12 protein-coding genes, 1 tRNA gene and 2 rRNA genes (1 of these 15 only partly in view) are annotated in these 16257 nt (G+C 54.8%); 7 read left to right on the forward strand and 8 right to left on the reverse strand.

The window, feature by feature from the left end:
- From K3729_03795 to K3729_03825, 7 genes are all read left to right on the forward strand, one after another.
- A 23S ribosomal RNA gene (locus K3729_03795) occupies nucleotides 1-2445 on the forward strand (it extends 395 nt beyond the left edge of the window).
- 129 nt (nucleotides 2446-2574) lie between these two features.
- Nucleotides 2575-2689: ribosomal RNA gene (gene rrf, locus K3729_03800) — 5S ribosomal RNA — on the forward strand.
- A gap of 778 nt (nucleotides 2690-3467) precedes the next feature.
- A tRNA-Arg gene (locus K3729_03805) sits at nucleotides 3468-3544 on the forward strand.
- A gap of 158 nt (nucleotides 3545-3702) precedes the next feature.
- Nucleotides 3703-5412, forward strand: a complete 1710-nt coding sequence (locus K3729_03810; protein ID UWQ99923.1) for a hypothetical protein — start codon at nucleotides 3703-3705, stop codon at nucleotides 5410-5412.
- Between the two features lie 300 nt (nucleotides 5413-5712).
- Entirely contained in the window at nucleotides 5713-7131 is a 1419-nt protein-coding gene (locus tag K3729_03815) for an alkaline phosphatase D family protein (protein ID UWR00930.1), read from the forward strand.
- A 200-nt stretch (nucleotides 7132-7331) separates the two neighbouring features.
- Nucleotides 7332-7829, forward strand: a complete 498-nt coding sequence (locus K3729_03820; protein UWQ99924.1) for a CAP domain-containing protein — start codon at nucleotides 7332-7334, stop codon at nucleotides 7827-7829.
- 75 nt (nucleotides 7830-7904) lie between these two features.
- On the forward strand, nucleotides 7905-8453 hold the full coding sequence (locus K3729_03825; protein ID UWQ99925.1) for a CAP domain-containing protein: 549 nt from the start codon (nucleotides 7905-7907) through the stop codon (nucleotides 8451-8453).
- A gap of 4 nt (nucleotides 8454-8457) precedes the next feature.
- Here K3729_03825 and K3729_03830 read toward each other — a convergent pair whose 3' ends face one another.
- From K3729_03830 to pcaD, 8 genes are all read right to left on the reverse strand, one after another.
- Nucleotides 8458-9402, reverse strand: a complete 945-nt coding sequence (locus tag K3729_03830; GenBank protein UWR00931.1) for a phosphatidate cytidylyltransferase — start codon at nucleotides 9400-9402, stop codon at nucleotides 8458-8460.
- Between the two features lie 23 nt (nucleotides 9403-9425).
- Nucleotides 9426-10091 carry a 1-acyl-sn-glycerol-3-phosphate acyltransferase gene (locus K3729_03835; protein UWQ99926.1) on the reverse strand — a complete coding sequence of 222 codons (666 nt, stop codon included), beginning with the start codon at nucleotides 10089-10091 and terminating at the stop codon, nucleotides 9426-9428.
- A 76-nt stretch (nucleotides 10092-10167) separates the two neighbouring features.
- Nucleotides 10168-11394, reverse strand: a complete 1227-nt coding sequence (locus K3729_03840) for a mandelate racemase/muconate lactonizing enzyme family protein (protein UWQ99927.1) — start codon at nucleotides 11392-11394, stop codon at nucleotides 10168-10170.
- A gap of 43 nt (nucleotides 11395-11437) precedes the next feature.
- Entirely contained in the window at nucleotides 11438-12523 is a 1086-nt protein-coding gene (locus tag K3729_03845) for a Zn-dependent alcohol dehydrogenase (GenBank protein ID UWQ99928.1), read from the reverse strand.
- Between the two features lie 58 nt (nucleotides 12524-12581).
- Nucleotides 12582-13787, reverse strand: coding sequence for a TCR/Tet family MFS transporter (locus K3729_03850; GenBank protein UWQ99929.1), 1206 nt, complete (start codon nucleotides 13785-13787; stop codon nucleotides 12582-12584).
- A gap of 22 nt (nucleotides 13788-13809) precedes the next feature.
- On the reverse strand, nucleotides 13810-14520 hold the full coding sequence (locus tag K3729_03855; GenBank protein ID UWQ99930.1) for a hypothetical protein: 711 nt from the start codon (nucleotides 14518-14520) through the stop codon (nucleotides 13810-13812).
- 3 nt (nucleotides 14521-14523) lie between these two features.
- Nucleotides 14524-15228 carry an alpha/beta fold hydrolase gene (locus K3729_03860; protein ID UWQ99931.1) on the reverse strand — a complete coding sequence of 235 codons (705 nt, stop codon included), beginning with the start codon at nucleotides 15226-15228 and terminating at the stop codon, nucleotides 14524-14526.
- Nucleotides 15225-16022, reverse strand: a complete 798-nt coding sequence (pcaD, locus tag K3729_03865) for a 3-oxoadipate enol-lactonase (GenBank protein UWR00932.1) — start codon at nucleotides 16020-16022, stop codon at nucleotides 15225-15227. Before pcaD ends, K3729_03860 begins: the two co-directional genes overlap by 4 nt.
- Nucleotides 16023-16257 lie beyond the last annotated feature (235 nt).

The following is a 16257-nucleotide window of genomic DNA, read 5'->3' on the forward strand; positions in this document are numbered from 1 at the left end:
CGTATTAAGTAGGGCGGAACACGTGAAATTCTGTCTGAACATCGGAGGACCACCTTCGAAGGCTAAGTACTCCTTACTGACCGATAGCGAACCAGTACCGTGAGGGAAAGGTGAAAAGCACCCCGACGAGGGGAGTGAAACAGTACCTGAAACCGAACGCCTACAATCAGTTGGAGGGCCCATGCGGCCTGACAGCGTACCTTTTGTATAATGGGTCATCGACTTGGTCTATCTAGCAAGCTTAAGCCGTTAGGTGTAGGCGCAGCGAAAGCGAGTCTTAATAGGGCGCATGAGTTAGATGGATCAGACCCGAAACCGAGTGATCTAGGCATGTCCAGGATGAAGGTTAGGTAACACTAACTGGAGGTCCGAACCCACACCTGTTGAAAAAGGTCGGGATGAGGTGTGCCTAGGGGTAAAAGGCCAATCAAACTCGGAGATAGCTGGTTCTCTGCGAAATCTATTTAGGTAGAGCGTCGGACGAATACCCTCGGGGGTAGAGCACTGGATGGGTAATGGGGACTCACCGTCTTACTGATCCTAACCAAACTCCGAATACCGAGGAGTAATATCCGGCAGACACACAGCGGGTGCTAACGTCCGTTGTGGAGAGGGAAACAACCCTGACCTACGACTAAGGCCCCTAATTCATGGCTAAGTGGGAAAGCAGGTGGGACGACCAAAACAACCAGGAGGTTGGCTTAGAAGCAGCCATCCTTTAAAGATAGCGTAACAGCTCACTGGTCTAAATAAGTTGTCCTGCGGCGAAGATGTAACGGGGCTCAAGCCATGAGCCGAAGTCTAGGATGCACATAGTGCATGGTAGCAGAGCGTAGTGTGACATAGTACCTGACGATATCAGCACCTTTGGGTGTTGTGATCGTTATGGTGCTTTCTGTGAAGCCGGCCTGTGAGGGATCCGGTGGAGAGATCACTAGTGAGAATGATGACATGAGTAGCGACAAAGGGAGTGAGAGACTCCCTCGCCGAAAGTCCAAGGGTTCCTGCTTAAAGCTAATCTGAGCAGGGTAAGCCGACCCCTAAGGCGAGGCCGAAAGGCGTAGTCGATGGGAACCAGGTTAATATTCCTGGGCCAGGAGGATGTGACGGATCTCGAAGATTGTTTCCCCTTATCGGATTGGGGAGGCCGTTGAGAGGTTCCTGGAAATAGCCCTCCATGAGATCGTACCCTAAACCAACACAGGTGGACTGGTAGAGAATACCAAGGCGCTTGAGAGAACCACATTTAAGGAACTCGGCAAAATACCTCCGTAAGTTCGCGAGAAGGAGGCCCGGTGAGAACGCAAGTTTTTGCCGGGGGCACAAACCAGGGGGTGGCGACTGTTTACTAAAAACACAGGGCTCTGCGAAGTCGCAAGACGACGTATAGGGTCTGACGCCTGCCCGGTGCCTGAAGGTTAAAAGGAGGAGTGCAAGCTCCGAATTGAAGCCCAGGTAAACGGCGGCCGTAACTATAACGGTCCTAAGGTAGCGAAATTCCTTGTCGGGTAAGTTCCGACCTGCACGAATGGCGTAACGACTTCCCCGCTGTCTCAAATGTGGACTCAGCGAAATTGAATTGCCTGTCAAGATGCAGGCTCCCCGCGGTTAGACGGAAAGACCCCATGCACCTTTACTATAGCTTCGCATTGGCATCAGACACAGTATGTGCAGGATAGGTGGTAGGCTTTGAAACCGGGACGCTAGTCTCGGTGGAGCCTCCCTTGAGATACCACCCTTATTCTGTTTGATGTCTAACCGCGGTCCGTTATCCGGATCCGGGACCCTGCGTGGTGGGTAGTTTGACTGGGGCGGTCGCCTCCCAAATTGTAACGGAGGCGCGCGAAGGTTGGCTCAGAGCGGTCGGAAATCGCTCGTTGAGTGCAATGGCAGAAGCCAGCCTGACTGCGAGACTGACAAGTCGAGCAGAGTCGAAAGACGGCCATAGTGATCCGGTGGTCCCGAGTGGAAGGGCCATCGCTCAACGGATAAAAGGTACGCTGGGGATAACAGGCTGATGGTGCCCAAGAGTCCATATCGACGGCACCGTTTGGCACCTCGATGTCGGCTCATCTCATCCTGGGGCTGGAGCAGGTCCCAAGGGTACGGCTGTTCGCCGTTTAAAGAGGTACGTGAGCTGGGTTTAGAACGTCGTGAGACAGTTCGGTCCCTATCTTCCGTGGGTGTAGGATACTTGAGAGGAGTTGCCCCTAGTACGAGAGGACCGGGGTGAACGATCCACTGGTGGACCTGTTGTCGTGCCAACGGCAGTGCAGGGTAGCTATGATCGGACAGGATAACCGCTGAAGGCATCTAAGCGGGAAGCCCCCCTCAAAACAAGGTATCCCTGAGGACCGAGGTAGACCACCTCGTCGATAGGCCAGAGATGTAAGCGCAGCAATGCGTTCAGTTGACTGGTACTAATGGTCCGATAGGCTTGATTTGATCCAGTAATAGTCTGACTTTACTGAATTAAAATCATGATACATACACACACAACCATCAGTATATCTGATACGGAACAAGCAGAAATCCCGCATAGGATATCAGCCTGATCGTTGGCTTCTTTTTTGATTTGGTGGTCATAGCGCGAGCAAAACACCCGATCCCATCCCGAACTCGGCAGTTAAGTGCCGCTGCGCTGATGGTACTGCGTCTTAAGGCGTGGGAGAGTAAGTCACTGCCAAATCTAATAAGAAGCCAACCGTATCTCTCGACGATGAAACCACTCCCCCCAATAATCAAACCTGATAGCAAGCCAATCGGCATCACGTCCGAGTCGCACTCACCTTGCAAGCAAAACAAACTTGAGACGACTTCAAAAAACACAATGCTTTTTTGAAGGGGACTGAACACAAAATCCAATACCGAACGTGGGCCCAATAGAGGCGGCTGCGCTGATGATACGGCGTCTTAAGGCGTGGGAGAGTAAGTCACTGCCAAATCTAATGAGCAACGTCAAAAAAGTATCTCTCAACGATAAAAATACCAATCCAACAATCAAGCCCGAAAACATGGCAGTGGTCATAACGTCTGAGTAGCTGTCACTTTGCAAGCAAAGTAACCTTGCTACGCCTTCAAAAAACACAGTGGTTTTTTGAAAGGGACAAAACACCCGATCCCATCCCGAACGCGGAAGTTAAGTGCCGCTGCGCCCCCTTACGGCGTTTGGCAAGCAAACGCCTGTCGGTCGGCGGATAGTACTGCGTCTTAAGGCGTGGGAGAGTAAGTCACTGCCAAATCTAATAAGAAGCCAACCCTATCTCTCGACGATAAACACAAAAAATAGCAAATAAATACAGACGGCAAAGCCACAGCGTAAGCGCTGCATCGGATCCTCTATTGGGCAAACCTCAAAAGCGGCAGAACGCATAGGCTCTGTCTCCCAAAATATCCTCAAACAACAACCCGTGTAACAATCCCATACCATTGCACCCAACATGGTGAAGCGGTAGGAAAGCGAGAGTGGTCCCGTAGCTCAACTGGATAGAGCACCTGACTTCTAATCAGGATGTTGGGGGTTCGAGTCCTCCCGGGATCGCCACACTCTAATCAGATGCCAACCTGGCAAAAGTTTGCGTTCAATTCGGCCCTCTCACGTTCCAAAATCAACGGAATTGTCGGATTTCTGTCTTTTTGAAGCCATAGTTGTCTCGCAGAAGTTGCGTTACGACCTGTAACCTAATGAGAACGGTGACTAAAATGGCTCATGCGTTGAGTGCATCTATTCCGAACCAAGTGAAGCTTGTTGTTTGGGATCTAGACGAAACCCTTTGGAATGGTACGCTTTCCGAGGAAGGTATTTCATCCGTCGAGGCGCATTTGCAGATGGTCCGTGACCTCGTCGATCGCGGGATTATGTGTTCAATCTGTTCCAAGAACGATTTCGAAGATGCAAAGGCCGCGTTGGTAGATCTCGACATTTGGGATTATTTTGTTTTCCCACACATCGCATGGTCGCCGAAGGGCCAAGCGATCAAAGCCATGATTGCTGCGATGGGGTTGCGCGACGAAAACGTGCTCTTTCTCGATGATAATCACCTCAATTTAGAAGAAGCACAGTTCTTTAATCCGAACGTGATGGTCTTTGATGCCAATCAGGACATCCTGCCGTTAATGGATTTGCCTACACTGGCAGGCAAGGATGACAAGTCGCACAGCCGTCTTAAGCAATACAAAGTGATGGAAGAAAAGCAGGTCGAACAGGCTGAAACGGGTTTGTCGAATATCGACTTCCTTCGACAGTCCGAGATCAGGGTCAAGGTGATCACAGACGTTGAAGACCAGATGGACCGTGTCTATGAGATCCTGAACCGCACGAACCAGCTTAACTACACCAAAAAACGTGCGAACACCCCAGCTGAAAAGGCGCAGTTGCAAACGTTGCTAAACACTGCGGGCGTCCACGCGGGCCTGATCGAAGTGCAGGATCGTTATGGGGACTATGGCGTCGTGGGATTCTTTTGCGTCAGTGCCAAGTATTCCGGCAATGTGGTGCATCATCTCGCATTTTCATGCCGCACGTTAAACATGGGGGTCGAACAATGGGTTTGGCAGTTCCTTAACAAACCGGATTTCAAGACCGTTGGCGGAGTTGCCAACCCGATTGACGCACATGAAAATGTGGACTGGATCCAGGACGTCAAGGATTTCGATGCCCCCGAGACGGCAAGACAGCAGCAACATCTGTGTCTGGTCGGCGGGTGTGACTTGCTACAGGTGTCATTCTACTGTGGGACGGACCGTGATGAATTCGTCAACAAGCCGGACGACAACGGCATGTTGGTCCGTTTTGACGACGTGGGGTTCTTTCTGAATCAGCGTGATCCCGTTTTGAATCGCCTATTCACGCAGAAAAACTTTATCGGCTATGGCTCCGATGACATGGTGGCGCTGGACAAATCCTTGGCGTCATCCGATCTGATCTTGCTGTCGATGTATTTCTCTTTCGCCAACGATTTGTTGTTCCAATACCGTGGGAAAGAACCAGGCAGCGAATTTCTTGGCAGCGTTCCACCCCGCAGGTTTCAACAGCTGATGCGCGATCAAAAAACAGCGATGCGCTTTGCCAAATCAATGCAGCACCGCCCCTATGACATTCATGATCGTCTTGATCTGACACACCGATGCTTTCAGGTCGCGGATGTGCTGCGCCGGGCTGATGCGCCGATCTTTATTATCGGGACGACCGTCCGTCACGGACCTCAAGCAGAACGTAATCCGAAACCGCGCATTGCCTTTAATGACATGTGTAGAAAGTTCTGCGCAGAAACCCACAACGCACACTTCATCGATATCGACACATTGTTAACACCGGCCGAGTTCACAGACAGTGACCACTATAGCCGGACCGGGTACTTTAAGATTGCCGACTTCGTGAATTCGCACACAATGATGAAAATTGCGGCCTGACCCGCAGTGGTTGCTGATTTTGCGCGTTGAATAAGAGATACGCGAACAACCTGTTCGACCGATGCAGATCACGCAACTCGGCGCTTTTCGAAATTCGTGAATCTGTCACAGCACTGTCAGCAAGTTGATACGCGCGCGCCCCTAGTCTTGGATATCCAACTCATCAAGGAGCAGATATCCATGCCACGTATATCCTTTACACGCCGCCAAACGCTTCTGGGCACTGCCGCGTTGTCCGCAGCAGTCGCCATGCCTTCACTTTCACGGGCGCAATCACGCCCTTTGATCACCCACGGCATTATGTCAGGCGATGTCGCCCATGACGGTGCCGTTATCTGGAGCCGCGCTGACCGCGAGGCAAAGATGCTTGTCGAATGGGCAACCACCGAAAGCATGTCAGACGCGCGTGCGGTGCCAGCCTTGGCCGTAGGCACACCAACAGATTACACCGGAAAGCTGGCGTTAACTGGCCTGCCAAGCGACCAGGACATTTTCTATCGCGTCACAATGTCCGACCTAGCCGATGGCACGCCTTCAGAACCCGTTACAGGCACGTTCCGCACCGCCCCTATGGGCAGCCGCGATGTCAGCTTTGTTTGGTCAGGCGACACCGCCGGGCAGGGGTGGGGCATCGACGAAGATCGCGGCGGCATGACCACCTACGCCACGATGCAAGGCCATGCGCCCGACTTTTTCCTGCATTCAGGCGACACCGTCTATGCTGACGGCCCGCTTCAGGAAGAGGTCGCTTTGGATGATGGCACGGTTTGGAAAAACGTCGTCACACCGGCGAAAACCAAAGTTGCAGAAACACTGGACGAATTTCGCGGTCAGCATTTGTACAACTACATGGATAAGAACGTGCAGGCGTTTAATGCCGCCGTGCCAATGATCTCGCAGTGGGATGACCATGAGGTCACAAATAACTGGTACCCCAACGAAGTGCTGGCTAGTGACGATCGCTATACCGAGAAATCAATGCAGGTTCTTGCAGCTCGTGCGGCACATGCCTTCCACGAGATGATGCCGACACGGCAGGTTATGTCAGAACCTAATCGGGTCTATCGTAAAGTGTCTTATGGCCCGTTGCTGGATATATTTGTGATCGACATGCGCACATATCGTGGCGACAACACTGCCAATACCGAAACCGAAGGCACTCCGTTCCTTGGCGCCGAACAGCTGGCGTGGTTGAAGCGTGAGATGGTCAATTCGACGGCCACGTGGAAGGTCATCGCGTCTGACATGCCCATTGGCATGATGGTGCGCGACGGGGACACCAACATGGAAAACGGGGCGAACGGCGACGGACCTGTTCTTGGACGTGAAAAGGACATCGCTGCAGTGTTGTCGTTCATCAAGACCGCAGACATCACCAACACCGTCTGGTTGACAGCAGATGTGCACTATACCGCCGCACATCACTATTCTCCTGACCGCGCCGTATTCCAGGATTTTGATCCGTTCTGGGAATTCGTTTCCGGCCCATTGCATGCCGGTACTTTCGGGCCCTCGGCCTATGACAATACGTTTGGTCCCGAAGTCCGCTTTGCAAAGCATCCCGAAGAAGGCCAAGCCAACCTTCCGCCCAGCGACGGCCTGCAATTCTTCGGCAAGGTCGATATTGCGGCTGACACGGGTGTCATGACTGTCCGGCTGATGGATAGCGCAGATGTCGAACTTTGGTTAGTGGAACTCGAACCTAAATCGGTGACTTGATTTCATAGAACTGAGGTGGCCTGTCGCGGGCCGCCTCTTTCTCAGGCTCAGAAAACTTGGAACTAATCTGACGGGTTTTGCCTGACTTCCGTCCTAAATGCGCCCTACTTGCGGGCAACTATCAAACTCAACGCTGACCAATGTGTGAATCAGTGAAGGAGATGAGTTTGATGTTGCAGTGGAAAAGTCTTGGATTCGCAATGACCCTTCTTGCGGGCTGTGGTGGTGCCGGATTATCGGTCACATCCGGCCCCTCTGATATCGCGTCGACCGCTTATGGTCCGAATGAAGTCGGAATTGTAGGGCCCGCAACATCCATAGAGGATTCCAGCTTTGCCGAGATGCTAAATGGCATGCGGATCGCATCGGACCTCGCACCTGTCGCCTATGACGCACGCCTTGATGCCGCCGCGCAAAAGCACGCGCAGGACATGGCAGACAACAACTATTTTTCGCATACATCCTTAGATGGCAGCACCGTAATCGATCGCATTCGCGCGGAAGGATATGACGCCCGTGGCTGGGGGGAAAACATCGCGGGACGTCAACAGGATCAAGAAACCGCGTTCGACGGTTGGATGAATTCGCCGACGCATTACGACCTGATGGTCGCCGACGGTCTCGAAGATTTTGCCCTTGGTGTCGCCGGCGTTGGATCGCGCACAAGGTGGGTGCTGTTGATGGCCGTTGAGCGGTGATCTGCCGTGCCGATTTGTACAAACGACGGAATGCTTTAAATTTGTCATAGCCAGACACCCATAGGAGGTTCTTTGATGCATCGCTCTATTACCGCCGTCTTCGGATTGGTTGCTCTAGCGGCCTGTCAATCGACCATCTCGGGCGCCAAAGGCATTGTGGCTGATCCCGGTGTCGCAGAAGTCCCAGTTGCTAGCACTTTGATGGATACGCCACCGACAACGTCGACTGCTGATGTCGATTTTGGCGAACTCTTGAATGGTCTCAGGATTGATAACGGCCTGACGATGGTGACCTATGACGCGCGTCTCGATGCGGCGGCACAGAAACACGCGCAGGATATGCTCGACAACAACTACTTTTCGCACCTCTCGCAGGACGGTCGGACACCTTCGCAACGGATTGCCGCCGAAGGGTATGTCGCGGCCTATGCAGGCGAAAACATCGCGACTGGTCAGCAGAACAACGAAGATGTCCTTGATGCATGGTTGCGGTCTACTGATGGCCACAGAGAACTGATGCTGGATGAAAGCCTACCGAACCAAGTTGCAGAGGATTTCGCGCTAGGTGTCGCCGGACAAGGGCGCGATGCGCGGTGGGTTCTGCTGATGGCACGTGAACAGTAGACGTTCAGCTGCCCCAGAAGAACTGCGTCAAATGGTAGAAAATCGGTGCGGCAAACACCACGCTGTCCAGTTGGTCCACAAATCCACCTTGGCCCGGAATAAGGTGTGACCAATCTTTGACGCCGCGATCCCGTTTGATGGCCGCAAAGACCAAATTGCCGAACATCCCAACCAGTGACGCGATGCCTGCCATGGCCATTGCCCCAAACACACCGAAGGGCGTGATCCAGCTTAGCAAAGCACCGATCAGAACCGCGCTGCCAACCCCGCAGGCCAGCCCTTCCCATGTCTTTGGTGACAGACCCGGTGCGATCTTTGTTTTGCCAATTCGGCGACCAAAGAAGTATTCAAGAAGGTCCCCGAATTGCACGACGAGCACCAAGAAACCGATCAGCAGGACTGATCTGTCGTTCACCCCGTCGAATGAAATGGTCATCAACGCAGGCACATGGCTGAGGCAGAAAACACTGATCATCAGCGCCCATTGGGTTTCTGCGACGCGGATTAGGTAGCGGTTCGCGTCACCGCGCAGCGCTGAAACGATGGGCAGCAGCAAGAATGCGTAAACGGGGATAAAGACGGTAAACAAGCCTTCCCAACCCATCCACACGAACAGGTATTGCAGCGGTAAAACGGCAAAGAACGCCAAGGCCAGTGATTTGTGATCCGCTTGCCGTTTGGCTGTCAGGGTCAGGAATTCGCGCAGGGCCGCGAAGCTCGCGAAGAGAAACAATATGATGACCGCGACGCGCCCCGTGATCAAAGCGACCCCCACCAATAAGACGATGCCCCACCAGCTATGGACACGTGTCATATAGGTTTCGAGAACAGGGTTGTCTTCACCCATCCCTTGCCTTGCACGCAGGACTTCGCCCAATGTGGTCAGCGCCAACAAAATGGCCAGAACGCCAAGAAACAGAAGGACAAGGTCAGATGTTGTCGTGGTCATTTCGACCGGTAGGCTTGTCGGGTTCATGACGTCGCCTCCTGATCGTCGGGTTGGTTTGCATCAGGGCGCAAGTCCGACAATGCTTTGGCGGCACGGGCCAGAAACGCGTCTTTGCTTTCGCCTTCGTGGACCTTCACAGGGGTTCCAAATGTCACGGTGCAGATCAACGGCAACGGGATCACTTCGCCTTTCGGCATAATCGTATTCAGGTTCGCCACCCACGTCGGGACCAAGTCAACATCGGGACGCGCGACCCCCATGTTGTACAGGCCCGCCTTAAACGGCAGCAGCGGGTCTTCTGTCATGTTCCGATTGCCTTCAGGGAAGATGATCAACGACGATCCTTCGTCCAGCGCCTCTAGAATCTTGTCCATGGGTTTGTCGTTCACTTCAGGACGACGATCGACCAGCACGCAATTGAACACCTCTGGCCCAACAAAGGCGCGGATCGGGTTCTTGAGCCAATAATCGGCTGCGGCAACTGGACGGACGCTGCGCCGCAATGCAGATGGCAACACCGCCCAAATCATCGGCATATCGCCATTGGACGTGTGGTTCGCGTAATAGACCCGTTGGCGCGGAACCGGTTCAATGCCTTGCCAGTCGGCACGCACTGCGGTGATGAAACGGGCAAAAAGCCGTAAAGTGTGGCCGACGATTTTCGCGGCAAGAACGCGTAGAATATTCATCCTGCCACTGTGTCGCGATAAGTCGATCTTGGAAAGAGACTTGTCAGTTTTCGCGCACCTGAACGGGCGCGCCCGGTCACGTCTTGACTGGCGCACCACCCGCGAAAGTATTCACGCCGTGATACCCGATTGGATCTTCCTGCATTTGCAGATGCAATCCATCGTCCGTGTACGGATGTGCGCGGGCAAGGTCTTCGTCCACGTCGATTCCAAGTCCGGGGGCAGTCGGGGCTGGAATAAATCCGTTTTCTATTCTGATGCTGTTCTTGATCAGCGCATTGTGGAACGGCGTTTCAATCGTTTCAGCCATCAGGATATTCGGAATAGAAGCCGCCAATTGCACGTTAGCAGCCCATTCGATGGGCCCTGCATACAGATGCGGCGCGACCTGCGCGTTATAGGTTTCGGCAATCGCCGCGATCTTTTTCGTTTCCCAGATACCACCTGATCGCCCGAGCGCAGGCTGCAGAATGGACGCACCATTGCGCAAGGCATCCGCGAATTCGATCTTCGTCGACAGACGTTCGCCGACCGCAATGGGGATCGGAACTTGGGCTGCGATTTTGCTCAGCTCGGTTGGTGTGTCGGGTGGAATAGGTTCTTCATACCAAAGCGGGCTATAGGGCGCGATTGCGCTGCCAAGCCGGATAGCCCCAGCCGTCGTAAACTGACCATGTGTGCCAAACAGCAGATCAGCTTGATTGCCCACAGCATCACGGATCGTTTTGCAAAATGCGACAGACAGGCTGATGTCGTGCATCGCTGGCATATGTCCGCCGCGGATGGTGTAAGGACCGGCGGGATCAAATTTCACGGCAGTATAGCCCTGCGCGACCGCCTGAACCGCGCTTTCAGCCGCCATATCAGGGTCGGACCAAAAGGCGGGCAGGGCGTGGCCGGATTGCGGGTACAGGTATGTGTAGGCGCGAATGCGGTCGTTCATGCGTCCACCGATAAGCGCGTGAACTGGACGGTCGCGATCTTTGCCAAGAATGTCCCAACAGGCGATCTCTAACCCTGAAAACGCTCCGATAACGGTCAGGTCCGGACGTTGGGTGAAACCCGCCGAATAGGCACGGCGAAACATCAACTCGATGTTCTCCGGGTTTTCGCCCGCCATATGCCGGTCAAACACGTCGTGGATCACAGCCCGCATTGCATCGGGACCAACGGAGGACGCATAACATTCGCCCCAGCCCGTTATGCCTGTGTCGGTGGTCACCTTGACCAATATCCAATATCGTCCGCCCCATCCGGGGGCAGGGGGTGCGGTGATGATCACATCGAGGTCTTGCAGCTTCATGAACGTGGCACCTGTGGTTGTTGCGGACAAATCGAACGCGTCGTTAGTCGAAAATGATCACGTTGCGTTTTGCGCTGCCGGTTTTTGTGTCTGCAATGGCTTCGTTGATCTGGTCCAGCGCCCAACGGCCCGAAATCAACTCGTCCAGTTTCAGCCGTCCTTGATCGTACAGATCGGCCATCCAAGGGATGTCGCGTTTGATCACAACGTCTCCCATTTTCGATCCGATAAGGCTTTGCCCGACAGCCGCAAAGTTTGCGGGTTCGTATTGCGAAACGGCCCCCGTTGCGGGCATGCCGACCATGATCACCTTGCCACCATAGGCCAAATAACGCGGCGCCGTATCATAGACGGGTGCAGCGCCCACGGTTACAAACACAGCGTCCGCGCCGCGCCCCAAGGCTTCTTTGGCAGCTTTCCACGGTTTGTCCTGTGACGCCAAAACACCATGCGTCGCACCAAACTCTTTCGCGATGGCCAGTTTTTCTTCGGACATGTCCACAGCCACGATGCGCCGTGCACCAGCGATCCGCGCACCTTGGATCGCGTTCAGCCCAACACCGCCGGCGCCGATCACGACGGCGTCTTGGCCTGCTTTGAAATTCGCGGCGTTGACGACGGCCCCGACACCAGTGATCACGCCACATGCCAGCAACGAAGCCGCGTCCATCGGCATGTCAGCCGGAATTTTCACGACCTGACTTTGGTCCACAACGACCTTTTCAGCGAATGCGCCAGATGCCATCGCCTGATGCAACTTGCCCCCCTCCGCCGTTTTCAAAGGCCCGTGGTCCCCATCATAAGGCGTGCCGCAAATCGTGGGTTTGCCGGACGAACAAGACGGGCAGGTCCCGCAGGCGCGGATCAACGTCACGACAACAGCATCACCGACGTTCAGACCGGATACGTTGTCGCCCACGCCAGTGATCAGACCTGCAGCTTCATGGCCGTAGACCGCTGGCAGCGATCCGCCCCATGCGCCGTCAGCAAAGGAAATATCGGAATGGCAAATCGCGACAGCCTTGAGCGTGACTTCGATTTCGCCAGCTTGTGCCGCGCGCAAGTCAACGGTTTCTACGGTCAGCGGGTCGCCGAATGCATGACAGACGGCAGCTTTGATTGCGGGCATATCGGCTCCTTTGCGTTTGATTGCAGCAAAGAATGGGCGCGATTGATAAGCAAGCTTTTTATCGGGTCGTGGGCCGCGATCCGATAAACAGACCGATGCAACCTAAGGTCAAGATTGCGGACAATAAGAACGGTGCGCCTGGCAGGTAAAGTGCCGCATCGTTCCGTGTGAAGTAAAAGAAAGTTTGCGTCATGATCAGCGGTGCCGCGATCGTTGCGACAGCGTTGATTGATGCGATTGTGCCCTGCAGTTCGCCCTGTTGATCATCAGCGGCGGTGCGCGACATGATGCCTTGCAACGCCGGTCCGGCGATAGACCCAAGTGCGGTCAGCGGCGTCATGGCCAAGGCCACCCAACCGTTCGTGACGAACCCCAAGGCCACAAACGCCAACACATCGATCAGCAGGCCAAAGATCACCGCATTGCGTTCCCCGATTTTGGCAAGGATCGGACGGATCAACAGGCCTTGGACGACCGCGATACCGATCCCGAAAACGCCCAGTGAAATCCCGATCATGCCCGGCGACCAGCCGAATTGTAGCGCCCCGTAGTAGGCCCAAACGCCCGGATACACGAAGAACGCAATCGCATAGACGAACAGGATCACCATCATCGGGCGCAGACCTGGCAGGTTGCCGATGTGTTTGAACGCACCAAACGGGTTGGCCCTGCGCCATGCAAAGGGGCGTCTGATCCGATCTGTGACTGTTTCTGGCAGGACGAAGTAACCAAACGTGGCGTTACCTGCGGCCAGCGCCGCTGCCGCCCAGAACGGTGCGCGTGTCCCGTATTGCGCCAAAACGGCCCCGATCAACGGGCCAAGCACAAAACCAACCCCAAAGGCCGCACCGATCAGTCCGAAATTCGCGGCTTTTTCTTCGGGCTTGGAAATATCAGCCATGTAGGCGGCAGCAGTCGACTGTGTCGCGGCAGTGATACCGCCAATGATCCGCCCAATAATCAACAACCACATCGTCGTAGCCACCGCCATCAAGACGTAATCAAACGCCATGACGACCAGCGAAATCAACAGAATGGGGCGCCGTCCGTAACGGTCAGAAAGACTGCCGATGACGGGCCCAAAAAAGAACTGCATCACGGCGAAAATCGTCGCAAGAACCCCGCCCCAGACGGCGGCACTGCCGATATCGGTGCCTTCAATCTCGCGGATCAGATCAGGCATCACAGGCATAATCAGCCCGATCCCCATAGAGTCCATCACGACCGATAGCATGATGAAAGTGATCGCAAGGCGCTGGTTCATAAATCGGGCTTTCCGCAGAGAATTACTTTGGGGCGATCAAACGCCCTAAGCCTAACACCATTTGGGGTAACGTCATGGCCTGAACAAGAGGTGCTGTTTCTGGTGACGCTGATTGCAGGGCCGCATTCAGATGTGGCATCTGATGTTGGATCGCGGCATCAGCTGGCGTTTGCGTCTGCACCGCAGCGACAGCGTCGCTGATCCAATCCGCGATGGATTGAATGTCTTTCACAGGATCGGTGCCGTGACCGTCGCGCAAGCCCAACCCGCCAGCCAGCCCCTCGGAAATCGCGGCGTCTTGGTGGTAGGCTGAGAACGTTGGCGTTTCGTCTTGGCCCAGACGCGCCGCAATAATCTTGAACGATTGGCGCAGACGTAAAGACAGGCCTGTCGCTGCCGTCAACGCCGGATCGCTTTCGAAATGGATCCACTTTGCGTGTTCGGGCGCTTGCATCTCTTTGCCGAACTCGGCGACCAGCGCGGTCACGGGATCGCCTGTTTCTGCTGTCATGGCCGAAAGCGCTGCGGGATCAACCTGCACTTCCATACTGGCGCGCTGGATGGCTTGGGCTGATACGTCAGGGATCTGACTGGCTTTGGCTTGGGTAAGGGCAAGCGTGCCCATGACAAGCAACTTGGCCCGCAGTTCAGCGGTATCCGTAAACAGTGGGGACAGTTCAGTGTCGTGAAACACCCCGCGCCATGTGGGGCTGTCGTAAAGGCTGGCAGTCATCGTTTAGCTTTCTGCAATGCGGATCAGTTCAGCGGCCAATGCGGCAGGCGCTGATAGGAATGGGGAATGGGACGTCTGCATTTCGGACACAGTGCCGTCTGGCCAATCGGACGTCCGGTCGATCTGGTAGGCGGGCGGAATGGCACGGTCGTCAAGGCAACGGATGTAGTGGCGATTGTGGGTGCGTGTCCCGCCTGCATAGGCCGTCACCTGCGGGGCAATCGGTTGCGGGCACAACTGCGCAATCGCCCAGTCCGAAAGGCTGGGATCAACATCATGGTAGAACTTTTCATGTGCGAGGTCCGGATCAATCGTAACGGTTTTCCCGTCTTCGCTTTTGATCATCGCGTCCGCCAAAGGCTGCGTGTCGGCAAGCAGACGCATATCGGCGATGGACTTGCCCGCTTCCGGCACATGGGCACACAGATAGATCAGTTTATCAATCATATGCGGGGATTGGTCGGCGGCAACGGTGATCGGGTAACCGGCCATGGAATGACCCACCAGAACCGTTTTGCCATGCATCGCGGCCCTGATCTTGCCAGCGTACATATCAAGCGTGACCAAAGGGGTGGGGGTTTGGTCGTCGCCATGTGACGGCAGATCAATCGCGCGGGCGGTGTGGCCTGCGGAGGTCAGATGCGGGATCACATGATCCCAACACCACGCACCATGGGCAGAGCCGTGTATCAGTAGAAAATCAGTCATTCGTTCATGTGGCCGGTGGCAGCGATGAAATCAATCAGGATTTTAGCGTAAGCCTCTGGTGCTTCGACGCAGGGCAGGTGACCGACGCGCCGCATCAGCTCAAACTGTGACCCCGGGATCAGATCAACGGTTTCGCGGACCAGATCAGGCGGGGTGGCCCCGTCTTCGGATCCTGCGATACCAAGCGTAGGTATGCGCAAACCAGAGGTTGGCGTGTAAAAATCAGTGCCAGCAATCGCGGCACAAACGCCCGCATAGCCCGCGGCAGGCGTATCTGTTAGCATCTTACGCGATGCGGGCAGATCGGGCGACATCAGATAGTCGCGGCTAAACCAGCGGGCCATTGTGACATCGGCGATTGATCCAAGCCCCTTGTCCATCACCGCATTGATCCGGTCCTGCCACATCGGGCCATTTCCGATTTTCGCAGCCGTATTCGATAAAACCATGGCGCGGATCAGATCGGGGCGTTTGACGGCCAGACCCTGTGCAATCATGCCCCCAACCGACAAACCAACGAATAGCGCGTCCTTCACGTCGCAGGCATCACAGACGGCGGCGGCATCGGACACCAGCGCGCCCATTGTGTAAGGTGCGGCTGGCACGTCGCTTTGGCCATGCCCGCGTTTGTCGTAACGGATGATCCGTAATCCTGCGGGTAGAAGCGGGATGATCCCGTCCCACATATGCAAGGTCGTCCCAAGCGAATTGGCGAAAACAACCGTCGGCGCAGTCGCATCATCCACGCCGTCAATGCGCACGTGGAACCCCACACCTTTGCGGTCGACTTTCATTTCACGCATCGTGGAATCCTTCGTTCTGAATGCTTTGAAAAAGAATCAAGCCGCGCAATGAGGTCTCCCTCGCGCGGCTTGCTCCCGTTATCCAGCGACCCTGTAAACAGGGGTGAATAACCCTCCCGGGCGCAGAAGACGAAATTGTCAGAGAACTGTCAACTCTTGGGGCGATTATTTTATTTCCGAAACGGACAATCATTTTTGCTAAAATAACCCAAGGGTTGCATCGCGG

This window comes from Rhodobacteraceae bacterium S2214, from assembly GCA_025141675.1.
Taxonomy (GTDB): Bacteria; Pseudomonadota; Alphaproteobacteria; order Rhodobacterales; family Rhodobacteraceae; genus Yoonia.